Annotated in this window: 11 protein-coding genes; 8 read left to right on the plus strand and 3 right to left on the minus strand. The window is 68.9% G+C overall.

Annotated features, from left to right (window positions below; all coding sequences use genetic code 11):
• Window positions 1-574: 574 nt before the first annotated feature.
• The 3 genes from BLW84_RS24125 to eccCa form a co-directional block, all read right to left on the minus strand.
• On the minus strand, window positions 575-1,027 hold the full coding sequence (locus BLW84_RS24125; protein ID WP_143061082.1) for a hypothetical protein: 453 nt from the start codon (window positions 1,025-1,027) through the stop codon (window positions 575-577).
• A 386-nt stretch (window positions 1,028-1,413) separates the two neighbouring features.
• The gene (locus BLW84_RS46455) at window positions 1,414-1,890 is read right to left on the minus strand and encodes a hypothetical protein (RefSeq protein WP_143061083.1); all 477 of its coding nucleotides are present in this window, start codon (window positions 1,888-1,890) and stop codon (window positions 1,414-1,416) included.
• Window positions 1,891-2,007: 117 nt separating this feature from the next.
• Window positions 2,008-6,009, minus strand: a complete 4,002-nt coding sequence (gene eccCa / locus BLW84_RS24130; RefSeq protein ID WP_177226660.1) for a type VII secretion protein EccCa — start codon at window positions 6,007-6,009, stop codon at window positions 2,008-2,010.
• A gap of 139 nt (window positions 6,010-6,148) precedes the next feature.
• On the opposite strand from eccCa, the gene eccD reads away from it, so the two are divergent.
• From eccD to BLW84_RS24170, 8 genes are all read left to right on the plus strand, one after another.
• Entirely contained in the window at window positions 6,149-7,546 is a 1,398-nt protein-coding gene (eccD, locus tag BLW84_RS24135; RefSeq protein ID WP_093269141.1) for a type VII secretion integral membrane protein EccD, read from the plus strand.
• Window positions 7,547-7,680: 134 nt separating this feature from the next.
• On the plus strand, window positions 7,681-9,111 hold the full coding sequence (eccB, locus tag BLW84_RS24140; protein WP_093269143.1) for a type VII secretion protein EccB: 1,431 nt from the start codon (window positions 7,681-7,683) through the stop codon (window positions 9,109-9,111).
• 142 nt (window positions 9,112-9,253) lie between these two features.
• A complete protein-coding gene (locus tag BLW84_RS24145; RefSeq protein ID WP_093269146.1) occupies window positions 9,254-9,610 on the plus strand; it encodes a WXG100 family type VII secretion target in 357 nt (118 codons plus the stop codon).
• 42 nt (window positions 9,611-9,652) lie between these two features.
• Entirely contained in the window at window positions 9,653-9,943 is a 291-nt protein-coding gene (locus tag BLW84_RS24150) for a WXG100 family type VII secretion target (RefSeq protein ID WP_093269149.1), read from the plus strand.
• A 7-nt stretch (window positions 9,944-9,950) separates the two neighbouring features.
• Complete coding sequence (locus BLW84_RS24155; RefSeq protein ID WP_093269151.1) at window positions 9,951-10,325, plus strand: hypothetical protein; 375 nt, start codon at window positions 9,951-9,953, stop codon at window positions 10,323-10,325.
• Between the two features lie 35 nt (window positions 10,326-10,360).
• On the plus strand, window positions 10,361-11,884 hold the full coding sequence (locus tag BLW84_RS24160) for a hypothetical protein (RefSeq protein WP_093269154.1): 1,524 nt from the start codon (window positions 10,361-10,363) through the stop codon (window positions 11,882-11,884).
• Complete coding sequence (locus BLW84_RS24165; RefSeq protein WP_093269156.1) at window positions 11,881-12,354, plus strand: YbaB/EbfC family nucleoid-associated protein; 474 nt, start codon at window positions 11,881-11,883, stop codon at window positions 12,352-12,354. The genes BLW84_RS24160 and BLW84_RS24165 overlap by 4 nt, the downstream gene beginning before the upstream one ends.
• Before the next feature lie 42 nt (window positions 12,355-12,396).
• Window positions 12,397-12,753, plus strand: a complete 357-nt coding sequence (locus tag BLW84_RS24170) for a hypothetical protein (RefSeq protein ID WP_093269159.1) — start codon at window positions 12,397-12,399, stop codon at window positions 12,751-12,753.
• Window positions 12,754-12,869 lie beyond the last annotated feature (116 nt).

Genomic DNA, 12,869 nt, shown 5'->3' on the forward strand with positions numbered 1-12,869 from the left:
CCAGGGCGGCCAGCAGCGCCGAGTAGCGCTCCCAGCTCTTCCGGAAGGCGCCGGAACTCGGGGTCGGTACGGCTTGCCGAAAAGGGCTTTGGCGCCAGATCACACGGCCTTGAGCCTCGTGACCGGGCCGGCGTTCGTGGTGTTGGCGCGCGTGGTCCCATCGGTCGACTTGATCAGGAAGATGTGCGGTTTCCCAACGCCCTCGGTTCGCCACAGCGTGGCCGTGTGGTTGCGCCGGTGCTTGGCCTTCGGTGTCGGCTTCCGCAGCTGAAACCGGTTGGACGCCAGCCCTGCGATGCGGAGTGCAAACTGGAGCGACGGGACTCCCGCCGCGAGAATTCGGTTGAACTTGAACGTTGGAGAACATCTTGTGCTGCTAGATATTTCGTGTTGATCGCCAAGCGTCTGGGTGAGTAGCAGCGCTGTCTCGATGGCTTGGCGGAGGAGAAGCCTGCGCGGCGATCTCATATCTGGCTCGGCCGTAGCCGGAACAGAAGCGAAGGGGGGCGTGGTGGGTTCTCGCCGCCGGCGAGAACCCACCACGTGCTAACGCTCGATGGTCAACGAATCGTGCTCACCGAACGATGTGCAGGTCGTGACCGATCAGGCCGTGGTCCAGGAAGCACAGCTTGTCCTGGTGCTTGTGGTAGTGACCCCGGACCCAGTGGCCGTTTACCCACCGGTATTCCCAGCGGACGTCGCGCTGTTCCCAGCTGACGTTGCGGTGGTTCAAACGGCCGTCGCGGTCCGCCACCCGCACCGACGCGTGGCTGTTGGCCTCGGCGGAGCCGCGGCCGTGAGCCTGGGCCGACGCGTGGCTGTTGGCCTCGACGGAGCCGCGGCCCTGGACCTGAGCGGATGCCTGGCTGTTGGCCTCGGCCGAGCCGCGGCCCTGAACCTGGGCCGACGCCTGGCTCTCGACACGGATGTTGGTGTCCTGGCCCTCGGCGGAGGCCACCCCGGCGATTCCTAGCGCGAGCGGGAGCGTCAACGCTCCAGCAGCCAGCACCCGATTGATCTTGCGCATCAGCAATGCACCTCGTTGTGTTCGATCATTCGAATCTTGCTGCCGGGCTTCCGGTATGGGTAGCTGATCCACATCGTCGGCCCGGGTGGCTACGAGATCCGCATGCTGATCTCGTACTCGCCTCAACCGCCGAGATCCAACGGGTAATCCACGATGATCTGTGTTGAATGAGACGGGACTTTTCCTTGCGGGATGGGGAACATCCGATCAAAATCTTGCGCCCGCATAGAAGCTATATGCGTGTGCATTGAGTCGCGGTGGGCGCATTGGGGACCGTGTGACTGGAGTGCGGCCCATGGTCACGGCAGGTGTTCGGGAGGTAGCGGAAAACGGAGCACTCGAATTCGTGGTTCGCCGAAGTGCAACATCGGCTCGATCGCGGACTATTACCGACCGATTGCGCTGTGACGCCCGCGATCGGGATGCTCACGATGGGCATCGGCATGGCGCTGACGGTGATCGCGTTGCAGGCTGCGACCTTCGCGCAGGTGAGTCCGGCAGCGATGACCCGTGCGTCGTCGGTGTTCGCGACCACACGTCAGGTAGCCGCGGCCGTGGGAGTTGCGCTGGCCGCCACCATCCTGACCGTCCGAACCGAGCAGCGACTCGGTGGGCTGGAACCGATGGTGACCGAGGCCGCCCGGCTGGACGCGATGCTCAGCGCCTTCTGCGACACGTTCGTCGCCGCCCTCGTAGTCGCCGAGCTGGGCCTGCTGATCGCGCTGCGGGTCCGCGACGCGGATGCGGCTGCGTCCATTCGATCGACGAAAACGGTTGCCGAGGCGGCAGAAACCGGGGTTGGAGGTGGGCCGGAACAACCTCGGGCGGGCCGCCACGGTCGCGCTGACGAAGAGCACCAGCACGACACCAGAACTGACCCAACCGTTCGTACGGGATCCTGGTGGTGCTGGGCTTCTCAGGAGGAACCGGCCGTCCCGGTAACGGTGTCGATGTCGGGACGGGACGGCCGGTTCTGGTGGTCAGGTGTGTGTTGCGCCCGTCATCGTGGCTGGTTGGCTGGGGCGGTCGAGCAGCGGCGTCTGCACCAGCCGGACCACGCGCCGGCGGTTGACGAACTGGGCACGCCCGGGCGGAAGCTGCCGGGGCCGCAGGTTGCCCACGAAATTGCCTTCGTCCTTGGGGCACGAGAACAGCAGCACCGGCGTGCCGAGCTCCCACAACCGACGCATCACCGGGTCCATCATCGCCCGGCCGCCGCCGGAGGTGCTGCGCGCGACGATCAGGTGCAATCCGATGTCGTGGCCCTGCGGGAGCAGGGAGATCAGCGGTTGCAGCGGGTTGGTGAACCCGCTTTCCACCAGCTCGGCGTCGTCGACGACGATGAACAGGCGGCCACCGGTCCACCAGTCCCGCTTCGACAGGCGATCCGGGCTGATCTCCGGGCCCGGCACCCGCGAGGCCAGCATCTCCGCGGCCTCCGAGACCTGCTTCGCGAGGCTGTCGCCGGTCACCGAATACCCGACCTGGTACTCGGCCGGCAACGCGTCGTGCAGTTCCCGCCTGGGGTCGGCGAACAGCACCCGGGCCTGCTCCGGCGAGTACCGCCGGGTGACCGCTTCGGCGAGGTAGCGGAGCATGTTCGTCTTCCCGCTCTCGGTGTCGCCGAACATGACCAGGTGCGGGGTCTGGTCGAAGTCGTGCCACAGCGGTTCGAGCTCGACGTCGTCGAGGCCGAGCGGCACCTGGAACACCGCGTTCTCGTGCGCCACGCGGATTTCGGGCATTCGTTGCGCCGGGACCTCTGGCGGCAGCAGCCGGACCGGGGGCGCGGGCACCGCACCGGGCCCGCCGACGGACTGCACCAGTTCGGACACGGCATCGGCGAGGTCCTCGGTCGAAGCCTGGCCGTCGATCCGCGGGAGGGCAGCGAGGAAGTGCTGCCTGGCCGCGGTGATGCCCCTGCCGGGTGCAGCCGGAACGGTGGCCGCCAGTCTGCCGTTGACCTCCGACTCGACCGGGTCGCCGAGGCGCAGCTCGAACCGCGTGCCCAGCACGTCCCGCAGCCACGGGCGCATGTCGGACCACCGCCCGGAGCACACCACCAGGTGGATGCCGAAGCTGAGCCCCCGCGCGGCGATGTCCTGGAAGCGGGTCTCCAGCTCGTCGAACTCGCTGCGCACCGTGTACCAGCCGTCGACGACCAGGAAGACGTCCCCGTAGGGGTCCTCGTCGACGAACCGGCCCTGGGCGCGGGCACGCCGGTACGCGGCCATCGAATCGAGGTTGTGCGCCGCGAACAGCTGCTCCCGGCGTTGCAGCAGGTTGGTGATCTCCTGCACGGTGCGGGTGATGCGGTCTCGGTCCAGCCGGTTCGCGACGCTGCCGACGTGCGGCAGGCCGGCCAGCGCGGCCAGCGATCCGCCGCCGAAGTCCAGGCAGTAGAACTGCACCTCGGCGGAGGTGTGGGTCAGTGCGGCGGCGCAGATCAGGGTGCGCAGCAGCGTGGATTTGCCGCTCTGCGGCGCACCGACGATCGCCACGTGCCCCTCCGCGCCGGAGAGGTCGGCGGTGAGCAGCTCGCGGCGTTGCTGAGCGGGGAGGTCGACCAGACCCACCGGGACGACCAGCGTGCGCGCCGGATCCCGGTCCGGCGCATGCAGACCCAGTTCCGGGTCCTCCTGCAGCGCAGGCAGCAGGTTGTCCAGCGCCGCGGGTTCCCGCAGCGGCGGCAGCCACACCTGGCGCGCCGCCGCGCCGTGGCCCGCGAGCCGGTTGATGATCACGTCCATCGTGGACAGCCGCTCCTCTTCGGTCTGCGGTCGTGCCACGACGGGTTCTTCGACGTCGAGCTGGCGCTGGACCACGTGCTCGCCGGTGAATTCGACCAGCTGCTCCGCGACGGCCTGCTGGCTGGCCCGCCTGCGCGGGGCGCGGTAGGGGCCGGAGACGTAGGCCGCCTTGAACCGGTTGAGGGTCTGGGTGTCCGAGCGGAGGTAGCCGTTGCCCGGGCTGGACGGCAATTCGTAGGCGTCGGGTACGCCGATGACGCTGCGGCTTTCCATCGCGGAGAAGGTGCGCAGGCCGATGCGGTAGGACAGGTGGGTCTCGACCTTGCTGATGCGGCCCTCGTCCAGGCGCTGTGAGGCCAGCAGCAGGTGAACGCCGAGGCTGCGGCCGAGGCGGCCGATCATCGCGAACACGTCGATGAACTCCGGCTTGCTGACGAGCATCTCGCTGAACTCGTCGACGACGACGAACAGCGCGGGCATCGGCTCCAACGGGGCGCCGCCGCGGCGGGCCTTCTCGTACTCGCGCCGCGACGCGTAGTTGCCCGCCGAGCGCAGCAGTTCCTGCCGGCGGTTCATCTCACCGGTCAGGGCGTCCTGCATGCGGTCGACGAGTTCGATCTCGTCGACCAGGTTGGTGATCACGGCGGAGGTGTGCGGCAGGCGGTCGAAGCCCAGGAACGCCGCGCCGCCCTTGAAGTCCACGAGCACGAAGTTGAGCTCTTCGGAGGAGTGCGTCACAGCCAACCCGAGTACGAGGGTGCGCAGCAGTTCGCTCTTGCCGGAGCCCGTGGCTCCGATGAGCATGCCGTGCGGGCCCATGCCGTCCTCGGCGGACTCCTTGATGTCCAGTTCGATCGGGACACCCGAGGTGTCGATGCCGATCGGCACCCGCAGCCGCTGCCGGGCCGGTCGTTCCCGCCGCAGCTCGTCACGGTCGAAGCCGTGCGCGTCACCGATGCCCAGCAGCGTGGTCAGCTCGTAGTCGGTCGCCAGCGGTTCGCTGGTATCGGTGGCCGCCCCGATGCGGAACGGGGAAAGCGTGCGCGCCAGCGCCGCCGCTGCTTCGACGCCCAGCGTGTCGGGGATGCCGAGCCGGTTGGCGGACTCCTTGCCCGCGCGGTTGAACGTGACGGTGCTCAGCTCGTCCGCCGCGACGTCCAGGTGCAGGGTGTCGCGTTCCGGTCGCCACGGCAGCCCGTCGCCGATGTCGATGACCACGGTGTTGCGGTAGCCCTCGCCGGCGAACCGGTGTCCGGAGGGGACGGTGACGCCGTCGAGCACGACGACGACGAGCGGCTCGCGGGCGGTGACGGGGCTGGCGCCCTCGAACTTCGGCCGTTCGGTGAAGTCCTCGCCGAGCAGGTCCTCGATTTCGGTCACGTTGTCGGCCATCAGCCGGACCGGCCCGGCGCCGTCGCGGCGCTGCGCGTCCTGGGCGTGCGGCAACCACTTGACCCAGTCCCAAGTCGGGCGCTCCCGGTCACCGGCGCAGACCGCGACCACCACGTCGTCGGGGGAGTGGAAGGTGGCCAGCTGGGCGACCATCGCGCGGGTCATGGCGCGCGTCGCATCGGCGTGGCCGCGCAGCTGGATCCGTGCCAACCCGCGCACGTAGACCGGCACCGGTGCGGCCGGCAGGCTGCTGTAGGCGCGCAGGAAACGGCGGAGTCCGTGCGCCGACAGCGGTTCCAGGTCCTCGACCGGCTTGGTCTCCGGGGGAGCCAGCTTCAGCGCGGCGTGCTGCGGGCCGACACCGATGCGCACCTCGCCGAAGTCCTCGTGGCTGCCGCGTCGTTCCCAGAGCCGGTAGCTCAGCGCCAGCGACCACAACGACCCCGGATGCGGGTGCGTCCAAGCCGCCGAGGCCTGCTGCTCACCCAACGATCGGCGCACCTTCTGCCGCTGCTGCGAGAGGTAGCGCAGGTAGTCCCGGCGGTCGCCGCCCATCTTGTGCTTGCGCTCGCTGGCCGCCCGGATGAGCTGGCTGACGACCATGCCCACCATGCCGACCACCATGACGCCGCCCGCCACGTAGGTCATCGGCCCGGGGCGTTGCAGGAACGTCAGCGTCATGCTGCCGGACATGAGCACCATGGGCAGGTAGGTCAGGATCGTGCTCAGGCTGTTGCTCTTCGATTCCGGTACCGGCGGCGGCTCCTGGAGGGCGAGTTCGCCCTCCGGCATCTTCGGTCCCACGCGGCGCGCGGGCCGGTTGAACAACGTCGTGGTCAACGTGATCGCCCTTCTGGTGAAACGTTCCCCTACGGATTCCCCGCGCGCCCGGCAAACGGGTTCACGAGCGGTTCGACGCGGCTACTTTTCGCCGTGTCGCGGTTGCGGCCAGCCAGCCAGAGAGGAACCGGACACCGAAATGAAAGGCACTGCCAAGGATGTCACAAGCCGACTCGTCAGGCTACGTCTGGCGGTCGGATCCCGGTCGGTCGAATTAGCGGTGCCCACCGAGATCCCGCTGGCCGACCTGCTGCCGGCGATCCTGCGCCACGCGGGTCAGGACCTGGCCGATCAGGGCGTGGAACACGAGGGGTGGGTGCTGCAACGCCTGGGGCAGCCCCCGCTGGACGAGAACCGCACGACCGCCGAACTCGGTCTCGCCGACGGCGAGACCGTCCACCTCAGGCCGAGGTCGGCGGCCTTGCCGGAAGTGGACTTCGACGATCTCGTGGACGGGATTGCGAGCCAGATGCGTTCGCGACGCGACCGCTGGAACGACCGGTTGACGCGATGGATGTTGTTGGCGTTCGCGGGTTTCGCGCTGGCACTGGGCTGGATGACGCTCGCCGTCGCCGAGAACCCGCTGCTGTCCACTGTGCTCGCCGGTGCCAGCGCCGCCGGGCTGCTGGTGGCCGGGGGAACGCTTGCCCGGGCGAAGTCCGCAACTGTCACGGGATCGGTTCTCGGCGTCTTCGGGGTCGCCTACGCCATGCAGTGCGGGTGGTTCCTGCCGGCCGCGATCTATCCCGCGGCGCCACCCGCGATGGGTTTGGTGTGCGCGGCGGTGCTCGGCATGCTGCTGGCGGTCCTCGCGCTGCTCAGCATCTCCGACGCCGCACTGCTGTTCGTGGGAATCCTGTTGCCGGGTTCGCTGATCACCGTGGTGCTGCTGGTGAGCGCCGCCCTGTCGTGGCGTGTCGACCAAGCCGCGGCGTTCGGGCTTGCGCTGTGCGTGGTCGCCATGAGCTTCGTGCCGACCATGTCGTTCCGGCTCGCGGGGCTTTCCCTGCCAGCGCTGCCCAGCAGCGCCGACGAACTGGACGAGGACGTCGAACCGGTTCCGCACCAGACCGTGGTCGAGCGTTCGGCGGTGGCGACGCAGTACCTCGTCACCTTCAACATCGCGCTCGCGGTGACCGAGGTCGTCATGTTCACCGCGGTCGTCTCCGCGTGGCAGCTGTGGCAAGCGGTGCTGGCACTGGTCACCGCCGGGTTGTTGCTGCTGCGCGCGCGTTCGCTGGAAGGTGCCTGGTCGCGGTGGCCGGTGCTGATCGCCGGTGGTTACGGGGCCGCGGTCTTCTGGGCGTGGCTGCTGGTCGGCGCGGATCCGGTATTGCGGCTGGCCGTGCTGTTCCCGGTCTCGCTCGTGCTCGTGCTGGTGCTCCTGCTGTGCGCGCGGGCCATGCCCGGACGGCGGCCCAAGCCGTACTGGGGACGCGCGATCGACATCGTGGAGGGCTTGGTGGCGGTGGCGTTGATCCCGCTGCTGCTGGCGGTCCTCGACGTCTACCTGCTCGTGCGCGGGCTCGCCGGCTGAGGAATGTTCCCGGGCTCGCTTCGCGTAGCGGAGCGAGCCGAGTCCAACACCGCTAGCGGCTACCGCCGCTCGTGAAGCAGACCCAAGCGGTCAATGCACTTGTCCTATCCGAACCGGTTCTGAGGCGAGCGTTCATGCGATCCCGACGTGACCAGGTCCAGGCCTACTTCTTCGTCGTGGGCAGACTGATCTCCGCGCTGCTCTCGGGGCGGCCGGACGATCCGAACCCACCCACCCGGCGATTCACGGTGAACGCGATCATCGGCTGCCTCGTCGCGGCGCTGGTGGTCGTCGTCTTCGGCATCGCCGGGGTCATCTCCCCGGGCGCGAACAACGCGTGGCGTTCGCCCGGGAGCATCATCGTGGAGAAGGAGACCGGTGCGAAGTACCTATACCTGGCCGGAAGTCTGCGGCCGGTGCTCAACTTCGCGTCGGCTCGGCTGATCGTCAACAGCCCGCAGGCGAACGTGGTGTCGGTGTCCAGCAATTCGCTGCGGGGCGTGCCGCGCGGACTTCCGCTGGGCATCCCGAACGCACCCGACTCGCTGCCCGGACCCGACGCGCTGACGCGCGCGCCGTGGTTCGTCTGCGCCGACACCAGCTACGACAAGTCGAACACGCCGTCGCCGGTGACCGAGGTGCAGGTCCGCGAGATCGCGGGTGTCCCGCTGGGTCCGGATTCGGGCCTGCTGGTGTCCACACCGGACGGTTCGAAGTACTTGGTGTGGCGGGGAAGCCGGTTCCGGATTCCGCAGCAAGCAGTGATCGACGCGCTCGGCTACGGTGCCGTGCGTCCGCTCCCGGTGGCCTCGTCGTGGGTGCAGGCGCTGCCCAGCGGGCCGGACCTCGCCGCGCCCGACGTGCCGGGGCTGGGCCAGCCGGCGTTCTCCGTGAAGGGCGCGACCGGGCGGGTCGGGCAGGTCTACGAGGTGCACGACCCGGTCCTCGGCGACGACCGGTTCTACGTGCTGCTGCAGGACGGATTGGCGCCGCTGAGCCGCACCGGGGCGGGGCTGCTGCTGGCGGACCCCGATCTCGCCGCCGCCTATCCGGGCTCGAAGCCGGGCGCGGTGGAGATCGACGCGGCGGCGGTGGGCTCGGTGCCGCGGTCCGCGCTGGCGGCGGTGCCGCCGGAACTGCCGGTGGACCCGCCGAAGATCACCCCGGTGGACCGCAACGACCGCGACGTTCCGTGCGCGCGGTTCGCCGTCGGATCCGGCGGCGAGGTCCCGGTGGAGGTGGTCATGGTGCGGCGCGACGATGCACGCTTCTCCGGCGTGATCCGGTCGCCGCAGCCGGCGGGCGCGCTGGCCTTCCTGGTCTCGGTCCCGCCGACCTTCGGCGTGCTGGCCCGCGATCTGCCTGCTCCGGGTGCCCCGGCCGGCGCGCGCTACTTGATCACCGATCTCGGGATCAAGTACCCGTTGCCCGGGCCCGATTCGCTCGGGGCGCTCGGCTATGCGGGCGTCGACCCGCTGCCGGTGCCCAGCGAGTTGCTCGCGTTGCTGCCCGACGGCGTAGCGCTGGCGCCGGGCACCGCGACAGAGGTGCGGCCCGGGGACTGATGAGGAATCCCCCTACTGAAAGGGCGAAGTGTCCGCAACAGCACCACCGGTGCCGTGGGGGTGCTGTCCTGAACAGGGTGGTGGAGCGCCCGAATCGACGTGAAACCCATTGATGAGGCCGGAAGAACAGGAGACCGGACGAATGGCGGACCAGACCCGGTTGGTCGCGGAGCGGCTCAACGCGATCTCGATCCAGCACGACGACACCGGCGAGGAGGTGAAGAGCACGCGGACCTCGCTCGGCGTGGAGATCGCGACCATGGCGTCGCAGAACAAGGGGGCGATGATCCAGGCCCTCAACGACGTGCACATGGAGTGGGACCGCCAGTGCCTGACGGTGGAGAACGAGCTCCACGCGATGGCGCAGGCGATCCGCGACGCCAGCGCCAAGTACCAGACGCAGGACCAGGACATCGCGGAGAAGGTCCGCCGGGGCGGAACCGGGACGCACCGGGTGGTGCCGACCTCGCCCTCCGAAATGGGCGGCTTCCTCAAGTAGCGCTTCGCGAACAGGACCCGAAGCACGGAAGGACGGACACCAGTGGACGACGAGATCAAGTACCAGTACGCGGTGCTGGGGGCGGGAGTCGAGAAGATGCGCGGGGCGACCAAAGCCCTCGCGCAGAAGATCGGCGACTTGAAGAACCAGACGGGCAACCTCCTGCAGTCCTGGGACGCCCAGGCGTCGCAGACCTACAACACGAAGGCCAACAACATCAACGCCGCGTTCACCGCCATGAACGAGACGCTGGACCGGGTGACCGCCGCGGTGGACACCGGGCACCAGGACATGCGGCAGATGGACGGCAAGCTGGCCTCCAGCTTCGAGTGAGCACGCGATGACCGACAACGATGCCATGCGGGTCGACGTCGTGGAGCTGGGCAAGGCCGCGTCGGTGGTCGCAGGTATCGCCGACGAGTGCGCCGGATACGCCGAGCTGGCCGGGGTCGCGCCCAATGCGGGGGACCTTCCGGCGGGGAAGTGGTTGCAGGACCTGCTCGCTGAACGGCGGGACGAGGTCGCCGCGCACTGCCAGCGGTTGGAACGGGTTTTCCGGGAACTCTCCGAGCGGATGGCGCGGTTCGCGACCGACGTCCAGGCGCTCGACCAGCACAACGGTTCGGCGGTGAAGTCCCTGGGCGACGGGTTGGCCGACGCGTTCGACGGCGCCGTGCGGGGCTTTTCCAGCGATCCGGTAGTTCACCAAGTTTGAAATTTGTCCATTGTAGATTTTCGAAGGGAGGTGCGATGACCGGCTCGGACGACGTCCCCGGCGACGTGGACGGGGCCGTGCGGGCGCTGTCCAACGCCGATCCGCACAGCTTCTACGACGCCGCGCAGCGGTTCGACCGCACTGCCGCACGCCTGCGTTCGGCTTCCGGGCAGTTCCGCGGGCGGCTCCGGCACCTGGAGCAGGTTTGGCAGGGCCCAGGTTTCGAGGTGTTCTCCCAGTCGGCGGACCGGTTGCTGAACCGGATCGAACAGGTCGTCGGGGTGCTCGCGGAGCCGAGCTACGCCGGACTGCTCAACGAGCTCGGCGACGCGCTGGCGGAGGCCAAGCGGGAGATCGGAGACGTCCGGTCGCAACAGGCCGGTGACGGCGCGGCTGCAGCCCCAGGGGTTCGCGCCGAGCAGGACGGCAGGGCGCAGGACGTGCTCCAGCGGCTGGCCAACACCTACCAGAGCACGGGCCGCCGCTTCCGCGCGCCACCGGCACGTCAGGCCTCCGCGCCCGGAGGATCGGTGCACGCCACTGCGGCGGGTTTCCACGGCAGCGCCGGTGCGAGCGGATCGGACTCCGCGGACACCGGGCTGGCCGGTTCGGGAGGCGGAGTTTCCGCTACCGAGGCGAACCAGTCGTCGATGGAAGGAGGAGGCGACTCCGGGGTCACGTCGGGCGAGGTTTCGTCGGCGGACGGGCTTTCGGCCGTCGGGGAACAGGGTGAAAGCTCGGCCGGCTCCATCTGGAGTTCGGTGCTGCCGACCGCGGCACTGCCCGCCGCGGCGGTGCTCGGGCGGAACATGCGGAAGCGGGACGAGAAGAAGGATGGCCGGCGGAAAAGCAGCGGTGACGGGTCCGAGGAGAGCCGCAAGAGCACCGAGGAAGGTGACGACCAGAACCGCCCTTCCAGCTACCGCGCGGAGGAATCGGAGCCGGATGGGGCGGAGCAGTCCGGTAATGAAGACCGCGACGCGCGCAGCAGTGCATCGGATCGCCGGGTGCAAACCGAGAAGTCCACATCGGGCAACTATGCGGAACCTCGAGAACAGCGGGAATCGGCGCACGACGGCATCGATCGAAGGGTCGGGACGGTACCGCCAGACCGTACCGACGCCACCACGGCTCAGCCCCCGGCAGTGCAACCCGCGAATGCGCATTCCCCAGCGGCGTCTGGGGCCGCTGCGGCGGCTTTGGGAACATCGCGCTTCCTGTCCGGCTCGGCGACGGCCCCGCCGCCACCGCCGCCGACCGGTCTACGCAGTGACGGGGGTTCACTGACCGCTCCGGTGGAAACCGGCTCGGGGCCCACCGGGCAACCGAGCACCGGATCCGCACTGCAGGGGGCGGGCGGTCCGCAGAGCGGGATGCCGCCGATGAACCCGCGCACGATGGGTGGCGCGGGCCAGAAGGAACAGCAGGAATCCGGCCACCAGGAACGCGAACGCAACGTCGCGGAGCACGAGGATCCAAGCACCTGGCAGGTCGGCGCCGGATCGGCGGGTGCACTCGGCCGAGCGCACCCGGAACGAGGTAAGGAGGACCCCCGATGAGCTCCGATGCGCCGCGCTCGCCGCTGGACATGAGTTCGGCGTTGCAGGCATTGGAAGAGCAGCAGGCGAAGCTGGCCGAGTTCCAGCGCAAGTTGGCCGAGACCACCACGCGGGTCGAGTCGCCGAACCGCATGGTCGCGGTCGTGCTCGACGGTCAGGCGGAACTGCGCGAGATCAAGTTCCTCAACACCGACTACCGCACGATGGCCCCTGCCGAACTCGGCGGGATCCTGCTGCGCACCATCCAGCAGGGCCGGGCGAAGGCGGCCGAGAAGGTGCAGGAACTGATGCCCGCCGAAGCCTTCGGTGACGTCGACCTGCACGGCCTCGCCAGCGGCGAGGCGGACCTGGGCGAGATGCTCGGGCAGATCATGCGTCCAGCGCTGGAGGACCCCTTGGGTGGTTTCCCCGGGCAGCGGCGAACGCAAGGCGAGGCCGACGACGGTTGGGATCGCGGCAGAACTGGGTGATCCGGGTCGGCCTTTCGGGCCACCGCGGGTGAGGAGCACGTCATGGCAGATGAGACCTACGTCAACGTACCCGGCGTCAACGCCGACGCCCAGAAGCTCGCCGGGGCGGTGCGGAACTTCCAGGGATCGCTGGCTGAGCTGAAGGCCGCGCTCCAGGCGGACGACAAGTGCTGGAGTGACGACGAGATCGGCAAGGAATTCGAGAAGAACTACAAGCCGGCGGCGGACAAGCTGACCGAGGGGCTGGAGAAGACCGGCACGAACATGCTCCAGGTGGCCGAGAAGGTGCTGCCTGACTCCGCCCGGATGTTGCAGGAGCAGGACGACTACAACGCCCAGAACGTTCGCGCCGCCGCAGCCGATCTCTACCAGGAGTCTCCTCCGGAGACCAAGTCCTGATCGGTACTTCCCCAGGTCGGCCGGGAAGAACTGGCGTGGTTCCGGTCGGACCGTGGGCAGCTGCTTTCGACCGAGCCCGATCCCCTTGCACTTCCTGAGCCTGAAGGACCGCGATC

It is taken from the genome of Saccharopolyspora shandongensis, from assembly GCF_900106995.1.
In the GTDB taxonomy this organism is placed as follows: domain Bacteria; phylum Actinomycetota; class Actinomycetes; order Mycobacteriales; family Pseudonocardiaceae; genus Saccharopolyspora; species Saccharopolyspora shandongensis.

Coding starts and splice junctions, on each gene's coding strand:
- BLW84_RS24125 (WP_143061082.1), bottom strand. CDS start 1,027: ATGCGCAAGATCAATCGGGTGCTGGCTGCTGGAGCGTTGACGCTCCCG.
- eccD (WP_093269141.1), top strand. CDS start 6,149: ATGAAAGGCACTGCCAAGGATGTCACAAGCCGACTCGTCAGGCTACGT.
- eccB (WP_093269143.1), top strand. CDS start 7,681: ATGCGATCCCGACGTGACCAGGTCCAGGCCTACTTCTTCGTCGTGGGC.
- BLW84_RS24145 (WP_093269146.1), top strand. CDS start 9,254: ATGGCGGACCAGACCCGGTTGGTCGCGGAGCGGCTCAACGCGATCTCG.
- BLW84_RS24155 (WP_093269151.1), top strand. CDS start 9,951: ATGACCGACAACGATGCCATGCGGGTCGACGTCGTGGAGCTGGGCAAG.
- BLW84_RS24160 (WP_093269154.1), top strand. CDS start 10,361: ATGACCGGCTCGGACGACGTCCCCGGCGACGTGGACGGGGCCGTGCGG.
- BLW84_RS24165 (WP_093269156.1), top strand. CDS start 11,881: ATGAGCTCCGATGCGCCGCGCTCGCCGCTGGACATGAGTTCGGCGTTG.
- BLW84_RS24170 (WP_093269159.1), top strand. CDS start 12,397: ATGGCAGATGAGACCTACGTCAACGTACCCGGCGTCAACGCCGACGCC.